This is a genomic window from Pyrobaculum neutrophilum V24Sta (assembly GCF_000019805.1).
In the GTDB taxonomy this organism is placed as follows: Archaea; Thermoproteota; Thermoprotei; order Thermoproteales; family Thermoproteaceae; genus Pyrobaculum; species Pyrobaculum neutrophilum.
On the sequence record NC_010525.1, the window covers coordinates 568,650 to 582,634 of the forward strand.

At 60.7% G+C, this 13,985-nt stretch carries 17 protein-coding genes and 1 tRNA gene; 9 read left to right on the forward strand and 9 right to left on the reverse strand.

What is annotated here, in order from left to right; translation table 11 throughout:
• Window positions 1–5 precede the first annotated feature (5 nt).
• The 4 genes from TNEU_RS03165 to TNEU_RS03180 form a co-directional block, all read right to left on the reverse strand.
• Window positions 6–93, reverse strand: a tRNA-Leu gene (locus TNEU_RS03165).
• A gap of 10 nt (window positions 94–103) precedes the next feature.
• A complete protein-coding gene (locus tag TNEU_RS03170) occupies window positions 104–607 on the reverse strand; it encodes a Rab family GTPase (RefSeq protein ID WP_012349991.1) in 504 nt (167 codons plus the stop codon).
• Window positions 604–1,095 carry a protein-tyrosine phosphatase family protein gene (locus tag TNEU_RS03175; RefSeq protein ID WP_012349992.1) on the reverse strand — a complete coding sequence of 164 codons (492 nt, stop codon included), beginning with the start codon at window positions 1,093–1,095 and terminating at the stop codon, window positions 604–606. The genes TNEU_RS03170 and TNEU_RS03175 overlap by 4 nt, the downstream gene beginning before the upstream one ends.
• 27 nt (window positions 1,096–1,122) lie before the next feature.
• A complete protein-coding gene (locus TNEU_RS03180; protein ID WP_012349993.1) occupies window positions 1,123–2,349 on the reverse strand; it encodes a cytochrome c biogenesis protein in 1,227 nt (408 codons plus the stop codon).
• A gap of 30 nt (window positions 2,350–2,379) precedes the next feature.
• Here TNEU_RS03180 and TNEU_RS03185 point away from each other — a divergent pair, with 30 nt between their 5' ends.
• The 5 genes from TNEU_RS03185 (at window position 2,380) to TNEU_RS03205 (ending at window position 5,872) form a co-directional block, all read left to right on the forward strand.
• A complete protein-coding gene (locus TNEU_RS03185) occupies window positions 2,380–2,994 on the forward strand; it encodes an MBL fold metallo-hydrolase (RefSeq protein WP_012349994.1) in 615 nt (204 codons plus the stop codon).
• Between the two features lie 135 nt (window positions 2,995–3,129).
• Window positions 3,130–3,798, forward strand: coding sequence for a hypothetical protein (locus TNEU_RS03190; protein WP_012349995.1), 669 nt, complete (start codon window positions 3,130–3,132; stop codon window positions 3,796–3,798).
• Between the two features lie 21 nt (window positions 3,799–3,819).
• Window positions 3,820–4,848: an NAD(P)/FAD-dependent oxidoreductase gene (locus tag TNEU_RS03195; protein ID WP_012349996.1), complete on the forward strand. Its 1,029-nt coding sequence runs from the start codon at window positions 3,820–3,822 to the stop codon at window positions 4,846–4,848.
• A 23-nt stretch (window positions 4,849–4,871) separates the two neighbouring features.
• Entirely contained in the window at window positions 4,872–5,036 is a 165-nt protein-coding gene (locus TNEU_RS03200) for a ribbon-helix-helix domain-containing protein (RefSeq protein WP_012349997.1), read from the forward strand.
• Window positions 5,037–5,065: 29 nt separating this feature from the next.
• Window positions 5,066–5,872: a DMT family transporter gene (locus tag TNEU_RS03205; RefSeq protein ID WP_012349998.1), complete on the forward strand. Its 807-nt coding sequence runs from the start codon at window positions 5,066–5,068 to the stop codon at window positions 5,870–5,872.
• 78 nt (window positions 5,873–5,950) lie between these two features.
• On the opposite strand, the gene TNEU_RS03210 is transcribed toward TNEU_RS03205, so the two are convergent.
• Window positions 5,951–6,253, reverse strand: a complete 303-nt coding sequence (locus TNEU_RS03210) for a Sec-independent protein translocase subunit TatA/TatB (protein ID WP_012349999.1) — start codon at window positions 6,251–6,253, stop codon at window positions 5,951–5,953.
• Window positions 6,254–6,470: 217 nt separating this feature from the next.
• On the opposite strand from TNEU_RS03210, the gene tatC reads away from it, so the two are divergent.
• Window positions 6,471–7,319, forward strand: a complete 849-nt coding sequence (gene tatC / locus TNEU_RS03215; protein WP_012350000.1) for a Sec-independent protein translocase TatC — start codon at window positions 6,471–6,473, stop codon at window positions 7,317–7,319.
• Here tatC and TNEU_RS03220 read toward each other — a convergent pair.
• The gene (locus TNEU_RS03220; RefSeq protein ID WP_012350001.1) at window positions 7,304–8,143 is read right to left on the reverse strand and encodes a hypothetical protein; all 840 of its coding nucleotides are present in this window, start codon (window positions 8,141–8,143) and stop codon (window positions 7,304–7,306) included. The genes tatC and TNEU_RS03220 overlap by 16 nt on opposite strands.
• A gap of 28 nt (window positions 8,144–8,171) precedes the next feature.
• Between TNEU_RS03220 and TNEU_RS03225 the strand changes: the two genes are divergently transcribed.
• From TNEU_RS03225 to TNEU_RS03235, 3 genes are read left to right on the forward strand one after another with little or no spacing between them, the layout of a single operon-like run.
• The gene (locus TNEU_RS03225; protein WP_012350002.1) at window positions 8,172–8,537 is read left to right on the forward strand and encodes a hypothetical protein; all 366 of its coding nucleotides are present in this window, start codon (window positions 8,172–8,174) and stop codon (window positions 8,535–8,537) included.
• 39 nt (window positions 8,538–8,576) lie between these two features.
• Window positions 8,577–9,665, forward strand: a complete 1,089-nt coding sequence (locus TNEU_RS03230; protein WP_012350003.1) for an MFS transporter — start codon at window positions 8,577–8,579, stop codon at window positions 9,663–9,665.
• 18 nt (window positions 9,666–9,683) lie between these two features.
• Window positions 9,684–10,580, forward strand: a complete 897-nt coding sequence (locus TNEU_RS03235) for an amino acid kinase family protein (RefSeq protein ID WP_012350004.1) — start codon at window positions 9,684–9,686, stop codon at window positions 10,578–10,580.
• On the opposite strand, the gene hisS is transcribed toward TNEU_RS03235, so the two are convergent.
• The 3 genes from hisS to TNEU_RS03250 are packed head-to-tail and all read right to left on the reverse strand — an operon-like array spanning window position 10,577 to window position 13,915.
• On the reverse strand, window positions 10,577–11,830 hold the full coding sequence (gene hisS, locus TNEU_RS03240; protein ID WP_012350005.1) for a histidine--tRNA ligase: 1,254 nt from the start codon (window positions 11,828–11,830) through the stop codon (window positions 10,577–10,579). The two genes, TNEU_RS03235 and hisS, sit on opposite strands and share 4 nt — an antisense overlap.
• On the reverse strand, window positions 11,827–12,873 hold the full coding sequence (locus TNEU_RS03245) for a saccharopine dehydrogenase family protein (protein ID WP_012350006.1): 1,047 nt from the start codon (window positions 12,871–12,873) through the stop codon (window positions 11,827–11,829). Before TNEU_RS03245 ends, hisS begins: the two co-directional genes overlap by 4 nt.
• Window positions 12,874–12,892: 19 nt before the next feature.
• Window positions 12,893–13,915 carry a glycosyltransferase gene (locus TNEU_RS03250; protein WP_012350007.1) on the reverse strand — a complete coding sequence of 341 codons (1,023 nt, stop codon included), beginning with the start codon at window positions 13,913–13,915 and terminating at the stop codon, window positions 12,893–12,895.
• Between the last annotated feature and the right edge of the window lie 70 nt (window positions 13,916–13,985).

Genomic DNA, 13,985 nt, shown 5'->3' on the forward strand with positions numbered 1-13,985 from the left:
CGGGGTGGTGCGGGGGGTGGGATTTGAACCCACGCAGGCCTACGCCACAGGGTCTTGAGCCCTGCCCCTTTGGCCTGGCTCGGGCACCCCCGCCACTTCCGCCTTATCTAGAGACTTTTAAGTTTAACTCCCTCAAGCCCGCGCGGATCGGCTCCACTACCTTGTCGTAGCTATCCCTTAAAGCGGATATGTAAAACACGCCCACCGCCTCTACAGCCCGCGCCACCTCCTCGCCTCTGACCAGCGGCCCCGCCAGATCCACCTTATTGCCCACGACCACGGACCTCCTATACGGCTTCACCAGCCGCCCCCTAAGGTGGCTGTTGATCTCCAGCAACGCGTGGAGGGTGTTGACGTCGGTCACATCATACATAAAAACCGCTAGGTCGAAGTAGAAAGGCCAAGCCCTGGCGAGCGCGTCGGCCACCTCCAGGGCCTTGTCCCCCGGGATGTCCACTATACAGAGGGGAATCCCCTCCAGAGACCACCGGTAGATCCCAGGCCTCAACGTGGTTTTAGGCTGTACAGGAACCCCCACAAGCCTGTATATATAGGTGGTCTTGCCGACCCCTCCAACGCCGAGCACAACCGCCAGCAGACATCTCATGTACCTTGGCCACAGCGGCCGCGGGACGCCGCCTCCACCTCCAGAATTGCGTAGTACTGGAGCTCTGTGATTGCGATGGCTGGGTTCACCGCCTCCACTCTTCTTATCGCATCGTCTGCGCCCATGCACCTCTTCGCCGCTAGATACGCCGCTAGAGCGGTGGGCGTCCTCCCCATCCCCCCTACGCAGTGCACCACCACAGGCCCCCTCCTCAGCTCCTCATCTATCAGCTCCACAAGCGCCAGGAGGTCCCTAGGCGGATAGCCGTCGGGAGTAGGCCAGTGGATCCAATCTACGCCTTGCCGGCGGAGTACGTCGCGGAACTCCGGGAGCGACCAGCCGCCGTAGTACTCAATTTCCCAAGCCTCTGCAAGCGTGACGACGGATTTTACACCGAGGGAGATCCACCTCTCTACGTCGCTCCGCCTCGGCATACACGAGCCGCCGAGGTTCTCCACCACCCAGTAGGGACACTCCACTCTCCCCACGGCATTAGATGGCAACTCCTTTATAGGCTATAGCTTGAAAAGTGCGGAAAATGTCCCAAGCCCGGCCGCCTCCCCTATGAGGAGCGCGCCGAGGGCTATCGAGGCTATGCCAACGGCGTATTCAAGCCTTCTGCCCCACGCCGCCCACTTCATGCTCCTAGACGCCCGGCCCGCGCCCCTCTTCAGAGCCCCCACCAGGAGGTGGATAACGACGGCGAGGCCCGCGGCGTAGGCCAAAGTCGAGACGAAAAGCGCTATGTAGTTACCGCTTAGTGCTGAAGCCACGAAGTTCGCCACAACGACGGCTCCGAAAAACGGAGCTATACAGGGGGTCCACACCGCGCCGAGGGAGGCGCCTAGGAGCACGTCGCCGGCTCTGCCCACGGCGCGTTTTGACGCCTTGTAGGCCGACGTCTGGAACCTAGAGGCCCACAAGACGAAGGATCTGTTCAACCTCTCCACCACCAGCACAAGGCCCATGGCAATTAACACGGCTCCTCCCACGAGGTACAGCGCCGTGTTGACCGCCTGCCCCACCCACGAGGCTAGCGCGGTAACCGCGGTGGCTAGAGCCGCAAAGGAGGCGGCCATGCCGGCAAGAACCAGAGGCAGACTCCGCCTAGCTAGATACGTAGTAGCGGCGATCGTAAGCACAGGTAGAACACAAGGCGAGAAGACGCTGGCTGCTCCCGCCGCAAAAGATGCGGCAAGTTGAACCGCGACGTTGGGCGTAGGTTGAGGCGCCTGCTGGGGCGCTTGCTGGGGGGTCTTCTGCGCCGCGCCGTAGGCCATCTTCACGAATTCTAGAAAGGTGGGCACATCGGCGGCCCCGATCATGACAAAGGTCACGTGTAGCTTGCCGTCTTTCACATATCCCATAACCAGCGTGGGGGTTCCCACCACCGGGATCCTCTGGGGGCCCGAGGCCCGCTGTACAGAAAGCGACCTTTCGTAGTAGATGTAGACCTGGCCGTCTGCCACCACGTCGAGGCTCCGGAGTAGGTACTTGGAAAGGTCGATGGAGATAAGCCTAACTCCCTTGAGAGCCGCGGCGACTTGGCCGTTTGGGAAGACTTGGGTCTTCATATATATACAGCCTGGGCAGTCGGGCTGGTGGATAAATATCAAGACGGGGCCCTCCCCCAGGGCGTTGGCGAGGTCCTGCGCAGAGTTGACGTCTATAAACTGGAGCTGTCCTATCTGCAACGCCAACACAAGAGCTGACGCTATCAGCAGAGCCGTCAACGCCCTCATCGTTTATGTGCCCGAACTTCCTATAAAAACATGGAAGTCGAGGTGGTCACCGCCGGGCCCCTTGAGACCAACACATATCTCGTCTGTAGAGGTGACGAGTGTCTAGTGATAGACCCAGCCGAGGCCGCGCCGGTCGTTAAAGCGCTTGGGCGTAGAGGCGTCGCCGCGGTTGTGGCTACCCACCTCCACTTCGACCACGTCTCAGGCGTGGGGGAGCTGGTTAAGCTCTACAACGCGCCGTTTTACGCGCACCCCGCCGACTGGGCCGTGTATAGAGAGTTGAACGAGGTGGCGGTCCGCTGGGGATTCGGCGTGCCTGATATCCCTGAGCCCAAGCCCACGCCGCGGAGGCTCTGGGATCTCGACGTGTTACATACGCCGGGTCACACGCCGGGCTCGATTTCGCTAGTGGCAGAGGGCTTCGTCTTCACAGGCGACACCCTCTTCAGAAGGTCCGTTGGTAGGACAGATCTACCGCTAGGCGACTGGAGAGCGCTCACAGCGTCGGTCTGCGCGCTGTATCAACTGCCCAAACACTACCTGGCGTATCCGGGACACGGCCCCGCCACGACCATAGGCGAGGAGGCCTCAGGCAACCCCTTCATTAGGCACAGCCAATGCAACACGTTGAACAGTACGGCATAGGCCCAGAGGCGCTCCGGAGGCCCGCTCTCCGGCCTCTCAAACGGGGCCCCGCCTTCGCGCCCTACGGCGTTTCTCTCAGAGAAGCCCGCGGTCTACGCCGGTTAACAAATATTAACGCGTGCCGCAACTCTAGTGATGCAGACGGCCGTCAGAGCTAAGCTCCTCCAGTACCCCCCTCCGCCGGTCTTAACTCCTCAGCTGATCACCACGGTGTCTCTGATCTCCACAAGGCTCTACGGCCTCTTCGACCTCGGCGTCTTCCTCGCTAGGCTCGTAGAAGCCGGCGTGCAGAAGTTCGGCGACAGGCTCGACCCCTGCTGGCTCTACGTGGTTCTCCCCAACGGCTATAAACACTTCGCCTACTTCTCAAACGACGTGCCGGAGGCGTCGACGTATGCAACGCTGTACCCCGACCCCTATCTGGGGGCGTTGTTCATAGCTGGGTCGGGCCGTCGTGCGGCCTTTAGACCGCTGGGCAACGACTACCTAGACGGCCTTTTCGAGACGCTGGCGCAGAGCGAGGGGTGGAACATCCACGTGTCTAACTACGTTGAGTACGAGAGCCACCAGAACAAACACGTCGTAGATAAGGAGTGTATCGTAGAGCGGCTAAAGTCCGTTTTGCCGAGGGAAGCCACCTACGAAAAAGACGCGTTGCTGAGCGTCCTCGTCCCCACCATGCCCCAGGCCTTCCTCACCGACCCCCAGCTGATGAAGCTGATCTCGCTGGGGCTGATGGAGTACCGCGAAACCACCATCGTGCCTACCCAACTGTTGGTGTCTCTACTCGGGATGCTGTTTTAAACACACCACTGGCGTGCGGCTATGAAGGCAGTGGTGGTGGGAGGCGGGATAGCCGGCGTATTCACCGCCTACTTCCTCAGGCAGGCTGGATTCGAGGTGGTGGGCGTCGGCGGCGAGGTGGCCTACCCGCTGGTGTCCCTGGTGCTTACTCTCTCGATGCCAAATCGGGAGGACGTGGAGCTGGCGGGGAGAAGCCTCGAAATATATAGGAGGTTTGTACAGCCGCGGGAGATAACCTCCGTGGACATACTCCCCAGGTGGGTAGATCTGTCGCGGCTGGCCACGCCCCACAGGGTGGCGGACTCGGTGGAGGGCATACGCCTGGAGGAGGGGGAGATGGCGGTCATCACGAGGGACTACCTGATACCGGTTAGAAAGGTGGTGAAGATGCTTAGGGAAGAGCTGGGCTTCAGAGACTCGTACGCGTTGCTGAAGGTGGAAGACGGCAGAGCATATGTCGTGGCCGACGGGAGGAGGCTGGAGGGAGATGTCGTGGTGCTGGCGGCGGGGTACAGAAACAGCATACTGGCGAGGGAGGCCGGCATATCCCTGCCCCTTGCCCCCTACGAGTGCTACGCAGTGGTTTACATAGCCAGTAGGAAGATCTGGAGATACAGCGTAGGCGACTACGTCCTCGGTTGGTACGGGAGGCCGCTTGCGCCCCCCCTCTACGCGGCCGGAGACGGCTGCGGCCGCTACGGGCAGGGGCCTCCCCCCAACTACGTCCAGAGGATAACTAACCTGATAAGGCAGAGGGTCGGCAGAGTGGTGCCGCTCTATCTGAAGACCGGCTACTGCGAGGTGGCCCCCCACGGGGGGCCTCTATACGGGAGGCATCCAGAGGTCCAGAACCTCTATGTGATAGGCGGCTTCAACGGCTACGGCGCCATGGTTGGGCCAGCTCTCGCGGAGCGGCTCGCCGACCTCATAGCCGGGCAGGGGAGAGATGATCCCTACCGGCTTGAGAGATACATGGGTACAACAAGCTTTGACCCCTGCGCCGTTTCCGAGCGCCACGACTGGGGCGCCGTCTTGCTACGCAATGCTTAAAAGACAGTCAAAATAGCTACGCCGTGGAGAAAAGCCGAGAGAAGATGGTGTTGATATCCTTCCACGTGCCCCAGTCCTACGTCGACGTTTTAGACGAGCTGGTTAAGATGGGGCTTTATCCAAGCAGAAGCGAGGCCATAAGAGCCGCTCTAAGGGAGCTTCTGAGCAAGTATAAACTAGACGGCTAGATTTATAGACCTCGGCCCCCCACCCCCCGATGTTTGGACTCGCCTTCGCCGTAGCGGCTGCTGTGGCTTTCTCCATCAACGCACCTCTTGCATATGCAGCGACCAGGAGGGGGGCAAGCCCCACCGCCTTAGTTGCGGTGAGAAACGTCGTAGCCGCCGCAGTTCTGGCGCCTTTTGCGGACTTCAAGATTTCACAAGGAGCCCTCCTAGCGGTGGTTCTCTCGTCTATCTTCGGGCCAGGCCTAGGCGACTACTTCTACTTCAAGGCCATGAAAAACAGCGGCGTAGCTACCGCGGTAACAATCGGCTACACCTACATATTTACAGCGCAACTCTTTTCTGCGGCTATAGAGGGGGAGAGGATAAAAGCCGGAGCTCTCCTAGGCTCTGCGCTGGCCTTTGCCGGCGTAGCAACCGCGCTGGGGGGAAGACCCACCGGGAGGGGGGTCCTCTACGGCGTAGCCACGTCGCTGTCGTGGGGGATGGCCTCGGCGCTCCTTGGCGCCGCGGCGAGAGAAGCCACGCCATATACAATTGCCGCGGTTAGAGCAGCCGTCTTGATACCGCCATTTCTGGCACTAGCTAGAGGCATCGGCAGGCCAGGCCTCGTTTACGCGGCTCTGTCGGGTGTTGTGGGGCTGGCGGCGGGCACGCTGGCGTTTGTCAACGCGATAGCCCAGATCGGGGTGGCCCCCACCGTGATAACCACATCCCTCACCCCTCTGCTCTCCCAGGTCTTTGACAGGGCTATAAACAAGTCGCCAATATCGCCAAAATATATAATGGGGGCGCTACTAGTGAGCCTAGGCATAGCCTCGGCCGTGATGATTAACTAGACGGCGGAGGTTTGAAGAGCTGACGACGGGCTGACCGAGAGAGCTACGCCCCTCAGTTACATATAGAGAGACAAGAGGTTAGGAGGCCTTCTTCAGCTCAGCCAGCTTCTTATTTATCTCATCCAACAGCTGCTCCTTTGTCTTGCCCTCGGTCTGTATACCCAACGACTTGGCCATCTCCACTATCTTCTGGTCTATCTCCTCCTTCTTCTCCGTCCTACGCGGCTCCTCCTCTATGCCGGAGGCGGCCTTTCTAAACTCCCTGATGGCCTCCCCCATCCCCCTGGCTAGGGAGGGCAACTTAGAGGGGCCCCAGATCAAGATTATGACAATCGCGATGAGAACTATCAGCCATTCCTGACCTGCTAGTATCAGATACATAGAGACACAGTGAGGACAGCTTTATTAATTTTCTCCCTCCTAGGCGGACGCCTTGTGACTTTAAAGGCTTTTCAGAATCGAGTTGACGAAGTTATCAACAAGGCTAGGGCGGCGTCATGATTTGAAACACCAGAAAGTGGCTAACGAGGTTAACTGTTGTGGCGCCCGTCCTGTGGAGCTACCATCAAAGAATTTAATATCCCATGTGGGGCTGTCTGTGGAATCTAAGCCGCCGCGCGACAAGGAGATGCCTTTGTGGGAGCATCTCGCCGAGCTTGGCAGAAGGTTAAAACGGGTGTTGATAGCCTTCGTCGTCGTTTTTATCGTAATGTGGATGCCTGCCCCCAATCTAAGTGGAGGGAGCTTGCTGAGTGTTGTCACATCCTTCTTCGTCTCCGGCGAGTACAACCCTCTCGCCTATTGGATGTTTATGCAGTCGATTAACCCTCTCTTGGCTGACTTGAACAAGACGGGGAACGTCAAAATCGCCCTAATTGCAGGTGAGGTGTGGAACCCTCTTGCGGCTGTTATGTACGCCTCCCTCTACCTAACAGCGCTTGTCGTATTTCCGTATTTCGTATACCAGATGTGGCTGTATGTACAGCCGGCTCTGTATCCCCACGAGGAGCGGGCTGTTAAGAAGTACCTCTGGGTTGCCCTGCTTCTGTTCTACGCCGGGAACCTATTCGGGATTTTAATCATCTACCCCTCCCTCTTTAGGTTCGTCGTCGGTCTTTCCCACGTCATTAAGGTGGAGCAGATATTCAGCGTGGCCTCAGTGGTGAGCACGTGGATCCAGATAGCCTTCTGGACCGGGTTGATCTTCGAGACGCCTATTGTGATGGCTATACTGTCCGAAATATGTCTTCTAAACCCGTGGACGTTGGCAGAGTACAGGCCGTTGGTCTACGCCGTGGCGTTGATCTTAATCGCCGTGGTCACGCCCGACACGACTCTTATATCTACCTTCCTCACGTTTATACCCTTCGCCATATTGTTCGAGGTTGGGCTAGTGTGGAGCAGGAGGATTGTGAGGAGGTGCCCCGACGTTCAGCCGCGGCGGTAGAGGCCGTAGAGGTAGAGGAACTTGGGGGTTGCGCCCCAGCCGCCGGGGAGCTGCCTCACCAGGCCCCATTTGGCTAGGTACCCCAGCTGCAACGGCGTAAGCAGGTCCAACACATAGCTGTGGCTGAGGACGCTCTGGGCGGCGAGGTCCTCTAAAACGCCTTCTCCCACGCCGAGGATCTCCGCTATCTTCGCCAAGGCGTCTGTGAAGCGTGGTTTTTCGCATTCGGCGTGGGTGGTGGCCTGCGGCCTCCACTCCCTCAGCTCCACTGGGCCCCTCTGCACGGAGACGTCCCCAGCCGCCCTTATGTACCTCTCGCGGAGGTGCGGCGGGACTGAGGAGTGGAAGACCAGGTCGCCGTGTAGGCGTAGGGGCACCGCCACGATCAGTTGGACCTCTGCGCCGAGCTCCGCTGCGTGTTGCGCCACCAAAACGCCGTATCTCTCGAACCCTCCCCGTAGATCTACGGCGATTTTCCCAACTCCGTGGGACATCAACGATAGCGCAGCCGTGACGGGGTCCGGCCTCGGCGCGGCGCAGCTTGCGGCCACGCTACAGTGGGGGAGGGCTTTAGCTATCCAGGCATGCTCAAGGGGGAGCTGGCCGTATAGGAGCACCGGGTCCAGCCGCTCAAGACCCAGGTCGGCTTGGTCCTCCAGCGCCGGACGTATATCTACGCCGTATATGGAGCGGACGGCCTTAGCCACCGCTGTGAACGATATACGGCGGGGAGCCGGCGGGGGGCTTCCGCATGCGGGGGAGATCAGCGCGTCTATTTCCCCGAGCGTGTGAACGCCGGTTGTGTGATCCACGATCTGGATCACGTTTATATAGCCGCGGTTGTTTAAAGCCATGAGCGTAGCCGGGATAAGGTTTGACTATATACACGCGGAGAGGCTCGGCGTGCCGCCCCCGGGCGCTCAGCTACAGATGAACGTCCAGATAATGATAGAGGGCGAGAGGGCTGTGAAAAGGGGGGGAGTAACCGAGATCCCCTTCACAGTGAGCATATCGTCGAGCCCCGGCGTTGTGACCGTGACGATACGGGGGGTGGCCGCCGTTCAAGGCGACGTAGATGTGAAGAACCCCCCGCCCCAGGTGGCGGGGCCCATCATGCAAGCCGCGCTGTTTGAGGCGGCGCTGGTGATGCGGGAGCTCGGCTTCCCGCCGCCTCTCCCGGTGCAGACCCAGACTCAGCAGACGCCGCACTACGCGTGATGAGCCAACCCCGGCACCGAGGCGTGAGGTAGTACTCGAATGCTGAACTTATTTCTCCTCGTGCTACTGTCTAGGGGAGTGTATGCGTTGATGTGGTTCTACATAGCGCCTCTCCTCCCAGCCATGTTGAGGGACTACGGCGTTGATCCAGCCTATGCGGGGCTCCTCCCCGCCGCCTTCGTCGTGGGGGCCGCCTTGATGCAACTACCGGCGAGCTACTTAGGGGCTAGGTACGGCCACAACAAGGTAGCCGGCTTTGGCATGGTGCTGTTCGGCGTCTCTTCCGTGCTCATGGCCCTCGCCCCCAGCTGGGGCTGGGCTCTGGCCTTCAGAGCGCTGGGGGGAGTCGGCGCCGGCCTCTTCTTCTCCACCGCGGGCGCCGTCTTGGTGGCTCTAAGTCCAAGCTCGGTAGGCTCCGCCCTGGGTTGGTACGGCGCCTCCTTTAACCTGGGCGGCTTCGTAGGCTTCTACTGGGGGGCCGTCGCAAGCGTTCTTGGCTGGCGCCCCGCTCTTGCGCTTCCTGGGCTACTCTCAGCGGCGTTGGGCGTGGCACTTGTTAGACACGGCGCTGTTAAAAGCAGACCATCTCTCGAATGGAGGGCGGCGGCCTACGGCTTGGCGTCTTTCCCCTTCTGGGGGGCGGTCTACGCCGCGAACAACCTCGCCGCCACGTGGCTCCACCTCTACCGCGGCGTTGGGGAGTGGGCGGCGGGGGCAGTCTCCTCGGCCTCAATGCTGTCGGGGCTCCTGGGCGGGTTGACGGGCAGGCTCTACGACGCCGGCGGCAGAGGCCGGTCGGCCCTACTTGCGGCGGCTTCTACTGCGTCTATCGCGTTTCTGGCCATGCCCTGGGCTCCGCTGGAGGCGGTTCCGTTGCTCGCCTTCCTCTACGGCTTGTCCTTCTCGACGTATATGACCGGGGTCTATGCGGCGTCGTCTAGGGCTGCGCAGAACCCCGCTTCGGCTCTTGCGGTTATAAACGTCACAAACATGGCGCTTGGGCTCCACGTGAGCTACCTATTCAGCTGGCTTATGGCGCAGTCCCCGGACTACCCGTGGCTTTTCCTCGCCTCTCTCGCCCTGGCCTCGGCCGTTGCCACATACGCCGTGGTGGTAAGGGCTATATAGACTTGACATACTGGACGTATGCTCGTCGTTGTGGCACTTGGCGGCAACGCCTTCAGCAGGCCGGGGGAGCCGGTGAGCCAGGAGGGACACATGAGAAACGTGGCGACTGCGGCGCAGGTAGTGGCGAGGATAGTGAAGGAGGGACACAGGGCGGTGGTTACACACGGCAACGGCCCCCAGGTGGGGTACTTCGCGGAGCTTCAGAAGGGGCGGGAGGCCTTTGGGCTAGATGCTCTAAATGCTGTAACGCAGGGCCTCCTCGGCTACCTCATAGCGCAAGCTATAGACAAGCTCCTGGGCGCCGGCATGACGGCGGCCTTGGTAACCAGGGTGGAGGTGGACTGCCGAGACCCCTCCGCCGCAACGCCGACAAAGCCGATCGGCCCCCTCTACCCAGAGGAGGCCGCTAGGGAGCTGGAGGCTAGGTTCGGGTGGCGGTTCGCCGCAGATCCAAGAGGGGGGTGGCGCCGCGTGGTGCCCTCGCCCACGCCGGTGAAGGTGGTCGAGGTAGACGCCATAAGGAGGCTTGTGGACGCCGGGTTCGTGGTCGTCGCCGCCGGCGGGGGCGGCGTCCCTATCTGCGGCGGGGCTGGAGTTGAGGGGGTGGTGGACAAGGATCTCACCTCTTCCCTCCTCGCCGTTGAGCTGGGCGCCGATTTGTTCATGGTGCTTACTGACGTAGATGGTATATACCTCAACTACAGGAGGCCCGGCCAGAGGCGGCTTGGGGTGGTGGCCGCAGACGAGCTGGAGCGCTACATGTCCGAGGGCCACTTCCCGCCAGGCTCCATGGGGCCTAAGGTGAGGGCCGTGGTGGACTTCGTGAAAAGGACCGGAAAGAGGGCGGCTGTGGGGGCTCTGGAGGAGGGGTACGAGGTGTTTAAAGGCCTTAGGGGGACGCAGGTGGTGCCCTAGAACTCTGCCAGCGGCTTCTCGAACTCCTCGCGCCTCTGTAGATCGCGTATCTTCACGACCCCCCGCTCAAGCTCCCTCCTCCCCATGATGATGAGGTACTTGGTCCCGACCTTCAGGATGTACTCAAACGCGTCTTTTAGGTTCTTCTCGCCGAGCTCTATGGCTACGCTGTGGCCAGCCGCGCGGAGCTTTTTCGCCAACGCAACGGCGTGGGGATATGCGCCGTCGTCGAAGATATATATGTAGTAGTCCAGCGGCTTCTCGACCCGCTCGAGGCCCACCGCCTCCATAAGCCTCTCTACGCCGATTGCGAAGCCAAGAGCTGGCATCTTGACGCCGCTGTAGAGCTCCAGTAGGTCGTCGTAGCGGCCGCCGCCGCCTACCGCCAGGCGGTATTTTCCGACGTAGGCCTCGAAAACCACCCCCGTGTAGTAGTCTAGGCCTCTGACAATCGACATGTCGAACCTCAGCCTATCAACAGGAACAGCGGTTGCGAGGTAGCCCACCAACTTTTGGTAGAACGACCCCAAGCCGGCGTCTAGCCTCAATACGGCGTCTACGGCCTCCTCAAGCGTCATCTCCTCAGAGGCGTCGTATATCCTCTCGGCCTTGTCGATGGGGACGCCGCCGTTTGTCATAATGTCTACGACCTGCTCCCTGGGGAGCTTGTACTTCTTGTCCAACGCCCTGTATATGACGTCTCTGTGTTGCAGAACCCCGAGGCTCTCCAACAACTTGTCCACAGCTCGTCTGTCGTTTATCTTAACCACGTAGTCCCTCGCGCCCGCCGCCTCCAGGGCCTCTATAAACACCTGTATAACCTCAGCGTCTGCCCTGGGGCTCGCCGACCCCACCAGCTCAATGCCAAACTGGTGGAACTCCCTGTATCTGCCGTGTTGAGGCTCGTCGTAGCGGAAGACCTTGGTGAAGTAGTACCACCTGACGGGGCGCGGTAGATCGAGGTTATACGATATGACGCGGGCCACGGGCACCGTCATATCGAACCTCAAGCCGACGTCTCTCCCAGCCTTGTCTTTGAAGTAGTAGATCTCGTTGACCACCTCCTGCCCGGCCTTCTTTGCGAGCACCTCGAAATGTTCAACCACCGGCGTCTCCACGCGCCTGTAGCCGAACGACTCGGCCACCTTTGACAGCCTCTCCTCCATCTCAATTAAGGCGTACAGCTGGGGCGGTAGCCAGTCCCGCATCCCCCGGGGCGGCCGCCTCAGGTGCTCCGGCAGACCGCTCATAGCTCCGCCCTCTCTACGACCTCCTGGACCGCCGTGACGCCCTCCTGCTTGATATAAGCTAGAAGCCTTGGAAAGAGCTTGTTAGACATGCCGATGTGCTCCGGCGGCGTCACCCCCGGCTCCAGCTCCTTTATTACGTAGGTCGTTGCGACCGCCACGCCGCCGGCGGCTATCTGCATCGCGGACCAACCGCCTCTCGGCCTTACCAACACCTCGTACTGAACTCTCCTCGCTCCTTTTGCCCCAACCACCTTCATGTACACGACGTCTGGAACGTTGAACCTAAGCCGCGACAGCAACCTCGCCGTGATTAAGCGCGGGGGCGGCTCCCCAGCCTCGTCTAGGAAGCCGAGCTCCTTGAGGAGGCGTATCTTCTCCACGTGGCCGGGCCACCTTAGCGTTTTTTCGTACATGAGCGAGGCCCTGTCGGCAAGCGTCCTCAGGAGCGTGCGGAGGCCGTCTGTGTAGAAGGCCTCGAGGGGGCCCATGGGCGACTCCACGCGCTCCACTTCCCTAAGAGGATCCACAGTCTCAACTCTCCCACCTCGTATGACGCGCGCCGGCCTAACGTACTCCTCTATGAGGTCGGTGGGGCTCCACGTTATAGAGTAGCCTAGGGGCCCCACCGGCTTCTCCGGGATGCCGCCGACGTATATCCCCAGCTCGTCTAAATACCCCAGCTCTGCGACTAGCCTGCCCGCCAACATGTTGCTTAACCCTGGCGCAACCCCCGCGTCTGGCACATACCGGGCTCCAGACTTGGCCGCCACATCTTGAAGCGTGAAGGGGTCTTCCCCATAGTACGAAACGTCTATGGTATCGATACCCGCCTCCACGGCTCTCCGGGAGGCCTTGTAAGCAACGCCGCCGGGCAACGCGTTAACTACGAGGTCGTACGACCCCAGCGGGATCTCCAACGCGTCTTGTGGAACCGCCGCCGGGCAAGCCTTCGCCTTGTCCACCGCCACGACCTCGTGTCTCGCAGACAGCTTCTCGTAGATGTATCTCCCTATGTTGCCACAGCCCAGCAACAGCACCCTCACGCACTTGGGCTACGCCCTTCTATTTATACTTGAAGACTACTACCTCAGAAAGCGCGTAGTTGGCGGCGAAGCCCAGCGTGACGCCGGCTAGATACGCGACGTAGAGGGGAGCGCCCAGCATGTGGAGCGCCAGCGTCGTTATATAGTTCGTGGCGTTTCCAACCGCCGTGGCCGCGTGGTACCTCAGCCAGCCTGTTAACGCCGGCGTCTTCCTCCCCGCGAAAGTCCAGAGGCGGTTCAGTATGTAGTTTGAGGTGAGGGACGTCTCTATGGCCGCGGCCACTGAGAGGTGGGGCGGCAGTGGTAAGGCGTAGAGGACCGCCCAAGCCACAAAGACGCCGCTTGCCCCCACGGCGGCGAACTTAAGGGGGCGCCACCTGCTCAGCCTAAACAGCTGCCTTAGGAAGTCCAGCACGTGTCTAGTGCCCAGCTTCGACCGGCCGCGCGTCCTTAGGCCGAAGACGTAGGGCACCTCCACGACGCACCTCGGCCTGCACTGGACGAGGACGTCCAGCAAGATCTTGTAGAGGCCGGTGGGCTTTATCTGGGCTAGACACTCTCTGCTGTAGGCGAAGAAGCCGGAAACCGGGTCGTGGACCGCCCTAGCCTCGGGCAGTAGAAGCCTCGCCAGGAAGACGGCGCCTCTAGACACGACACGTCTATGGAGAGGCCAGCCTCTGACCCCGCCGCCTTTCACATACCGCGACGCCACCGCCAGACAGCCCCTCTCGGCGATCTCCGCCAGCTTAGGCACTAGCTCGGGCGGATGCTGGAGGTCCGCGTCCATGACGACAACGACGTCGCCGCCCGCGCGCCTAGCCCCCTCCACCACCGCGGAGGACAGCCCCAGGCGGCCTTCCCTCGTGATGACTACCACTGGGTAGCTGTGTGCCAGGCTTGCCGCTATCTGGGCCGTGCCGTCTGGGCTCCCGTCGTCCACCACGACCACCTCGTAGTTGTTCTGTAGCGCCTTGTGCAACCTCTCCACAAGCTCTCTTATGTTTTCCGCCTCGTTGTACGTTGGAACAACGACAGATATCATAACGCTTTTGGGCCCACCTCCATCTTGCGTGGGTTTTCCAACGCTTTTAAAATGTGCTAACCGCAAAACT

What these genes read in the sequence shown, in the direction of transcription:
- TNEU_RS03170 (WP_012349991.1), bottom strand. Translation starts at nt 607, where the DNA reads ATGAGATGTCTGCTGGCGGTTGTGCTCGGCGTTGGAGGGGTCGGCAAG.
- TNEU_RS03180 (WP_012349993.1), bottom strand. Translation starts at nt 2,349, where the DNA reads ATGAGGGCGTTGACGGCTCTGCTGATAGCGTCAGCTCTTGTGTTGGCG.
- TNEU_RS03185 (WP_012349994.1), top strand. Translation starts at nt 2,380, where the DNA reads ATGGAAGTCGAGGTGGTCACCGCCGGGCCCCTTGAGACCAACACATAT.
- TNEU_RS03190 (WP_012349995.1), top strand. Translation starts at nt 3,130, where the DNA reads ATGCAGACGGCCGTCAGAGCTAAGCTCCTCCAGTACCCCCCTCCGCCG.
- TNEU_RS03195 (WP_012349996.1), top strand. Translation starts at nt 3,820, where the DNA reads ATGAAGGCAGTGGTGGTGGGAGGCGGGATAGCCGGCGTATTCACCGCC.
- TNEU_RS03205 (WP_012349998.1), top strand. Translation starts at nt 5,066, where the DNA reads ATGTTTGGACTCGCCTTCGCCGTAGCGGCTGCTGTGGCTTTCTCCATC.
- TNEU_RS03210 (WP_012349999.1), bottom strand. Translation starts at nt 6,253, where the DNA reads ATGTATCTGATACTAGCAGGTCAGGAATGGCTGATAGTTCTCATCGCG.
- TNEU_RS03225 (WP_012350002.1), top strand. Translation starts at nt 8,172, where the DNA reads ATGAGCGTAGCCGGGATAAGGTTTGACTATATACACGCGGAGAGGCTC.
- TNEU_RS03230 (WP_012350003.1), top strand. Translation starts at nt 8,577, where the DNA reads ATGCTGAACTTATTTCTCCTCGTGCTACTGTCTAGGGGAGTGTATGCG.
- TNEU_RS03235 (WP_012350004.1), top strand. Translation starts at nt 9,684, where the DNA reads ATGCTCGTCGTTGTGGCACTTGGCGGCAACGCCTTCAGCAGGCCGGGG.
- hisS (WP_012350005.1), bottom strand. Translation starts at nt 11,830, where the DNA reads ATGAGCGGTCTGCCGGAGCACCTGAGGCGGCCGCCCCGGGGGATGCGG.
- TNEU_RS03250 (WP_012350007.1), bottom strand. Translation starts at nt 13,915, where the DNA reads ATGATATCTGTCGTTGTTCCAACGTACAACGAGGCGGAAAACATAAGA.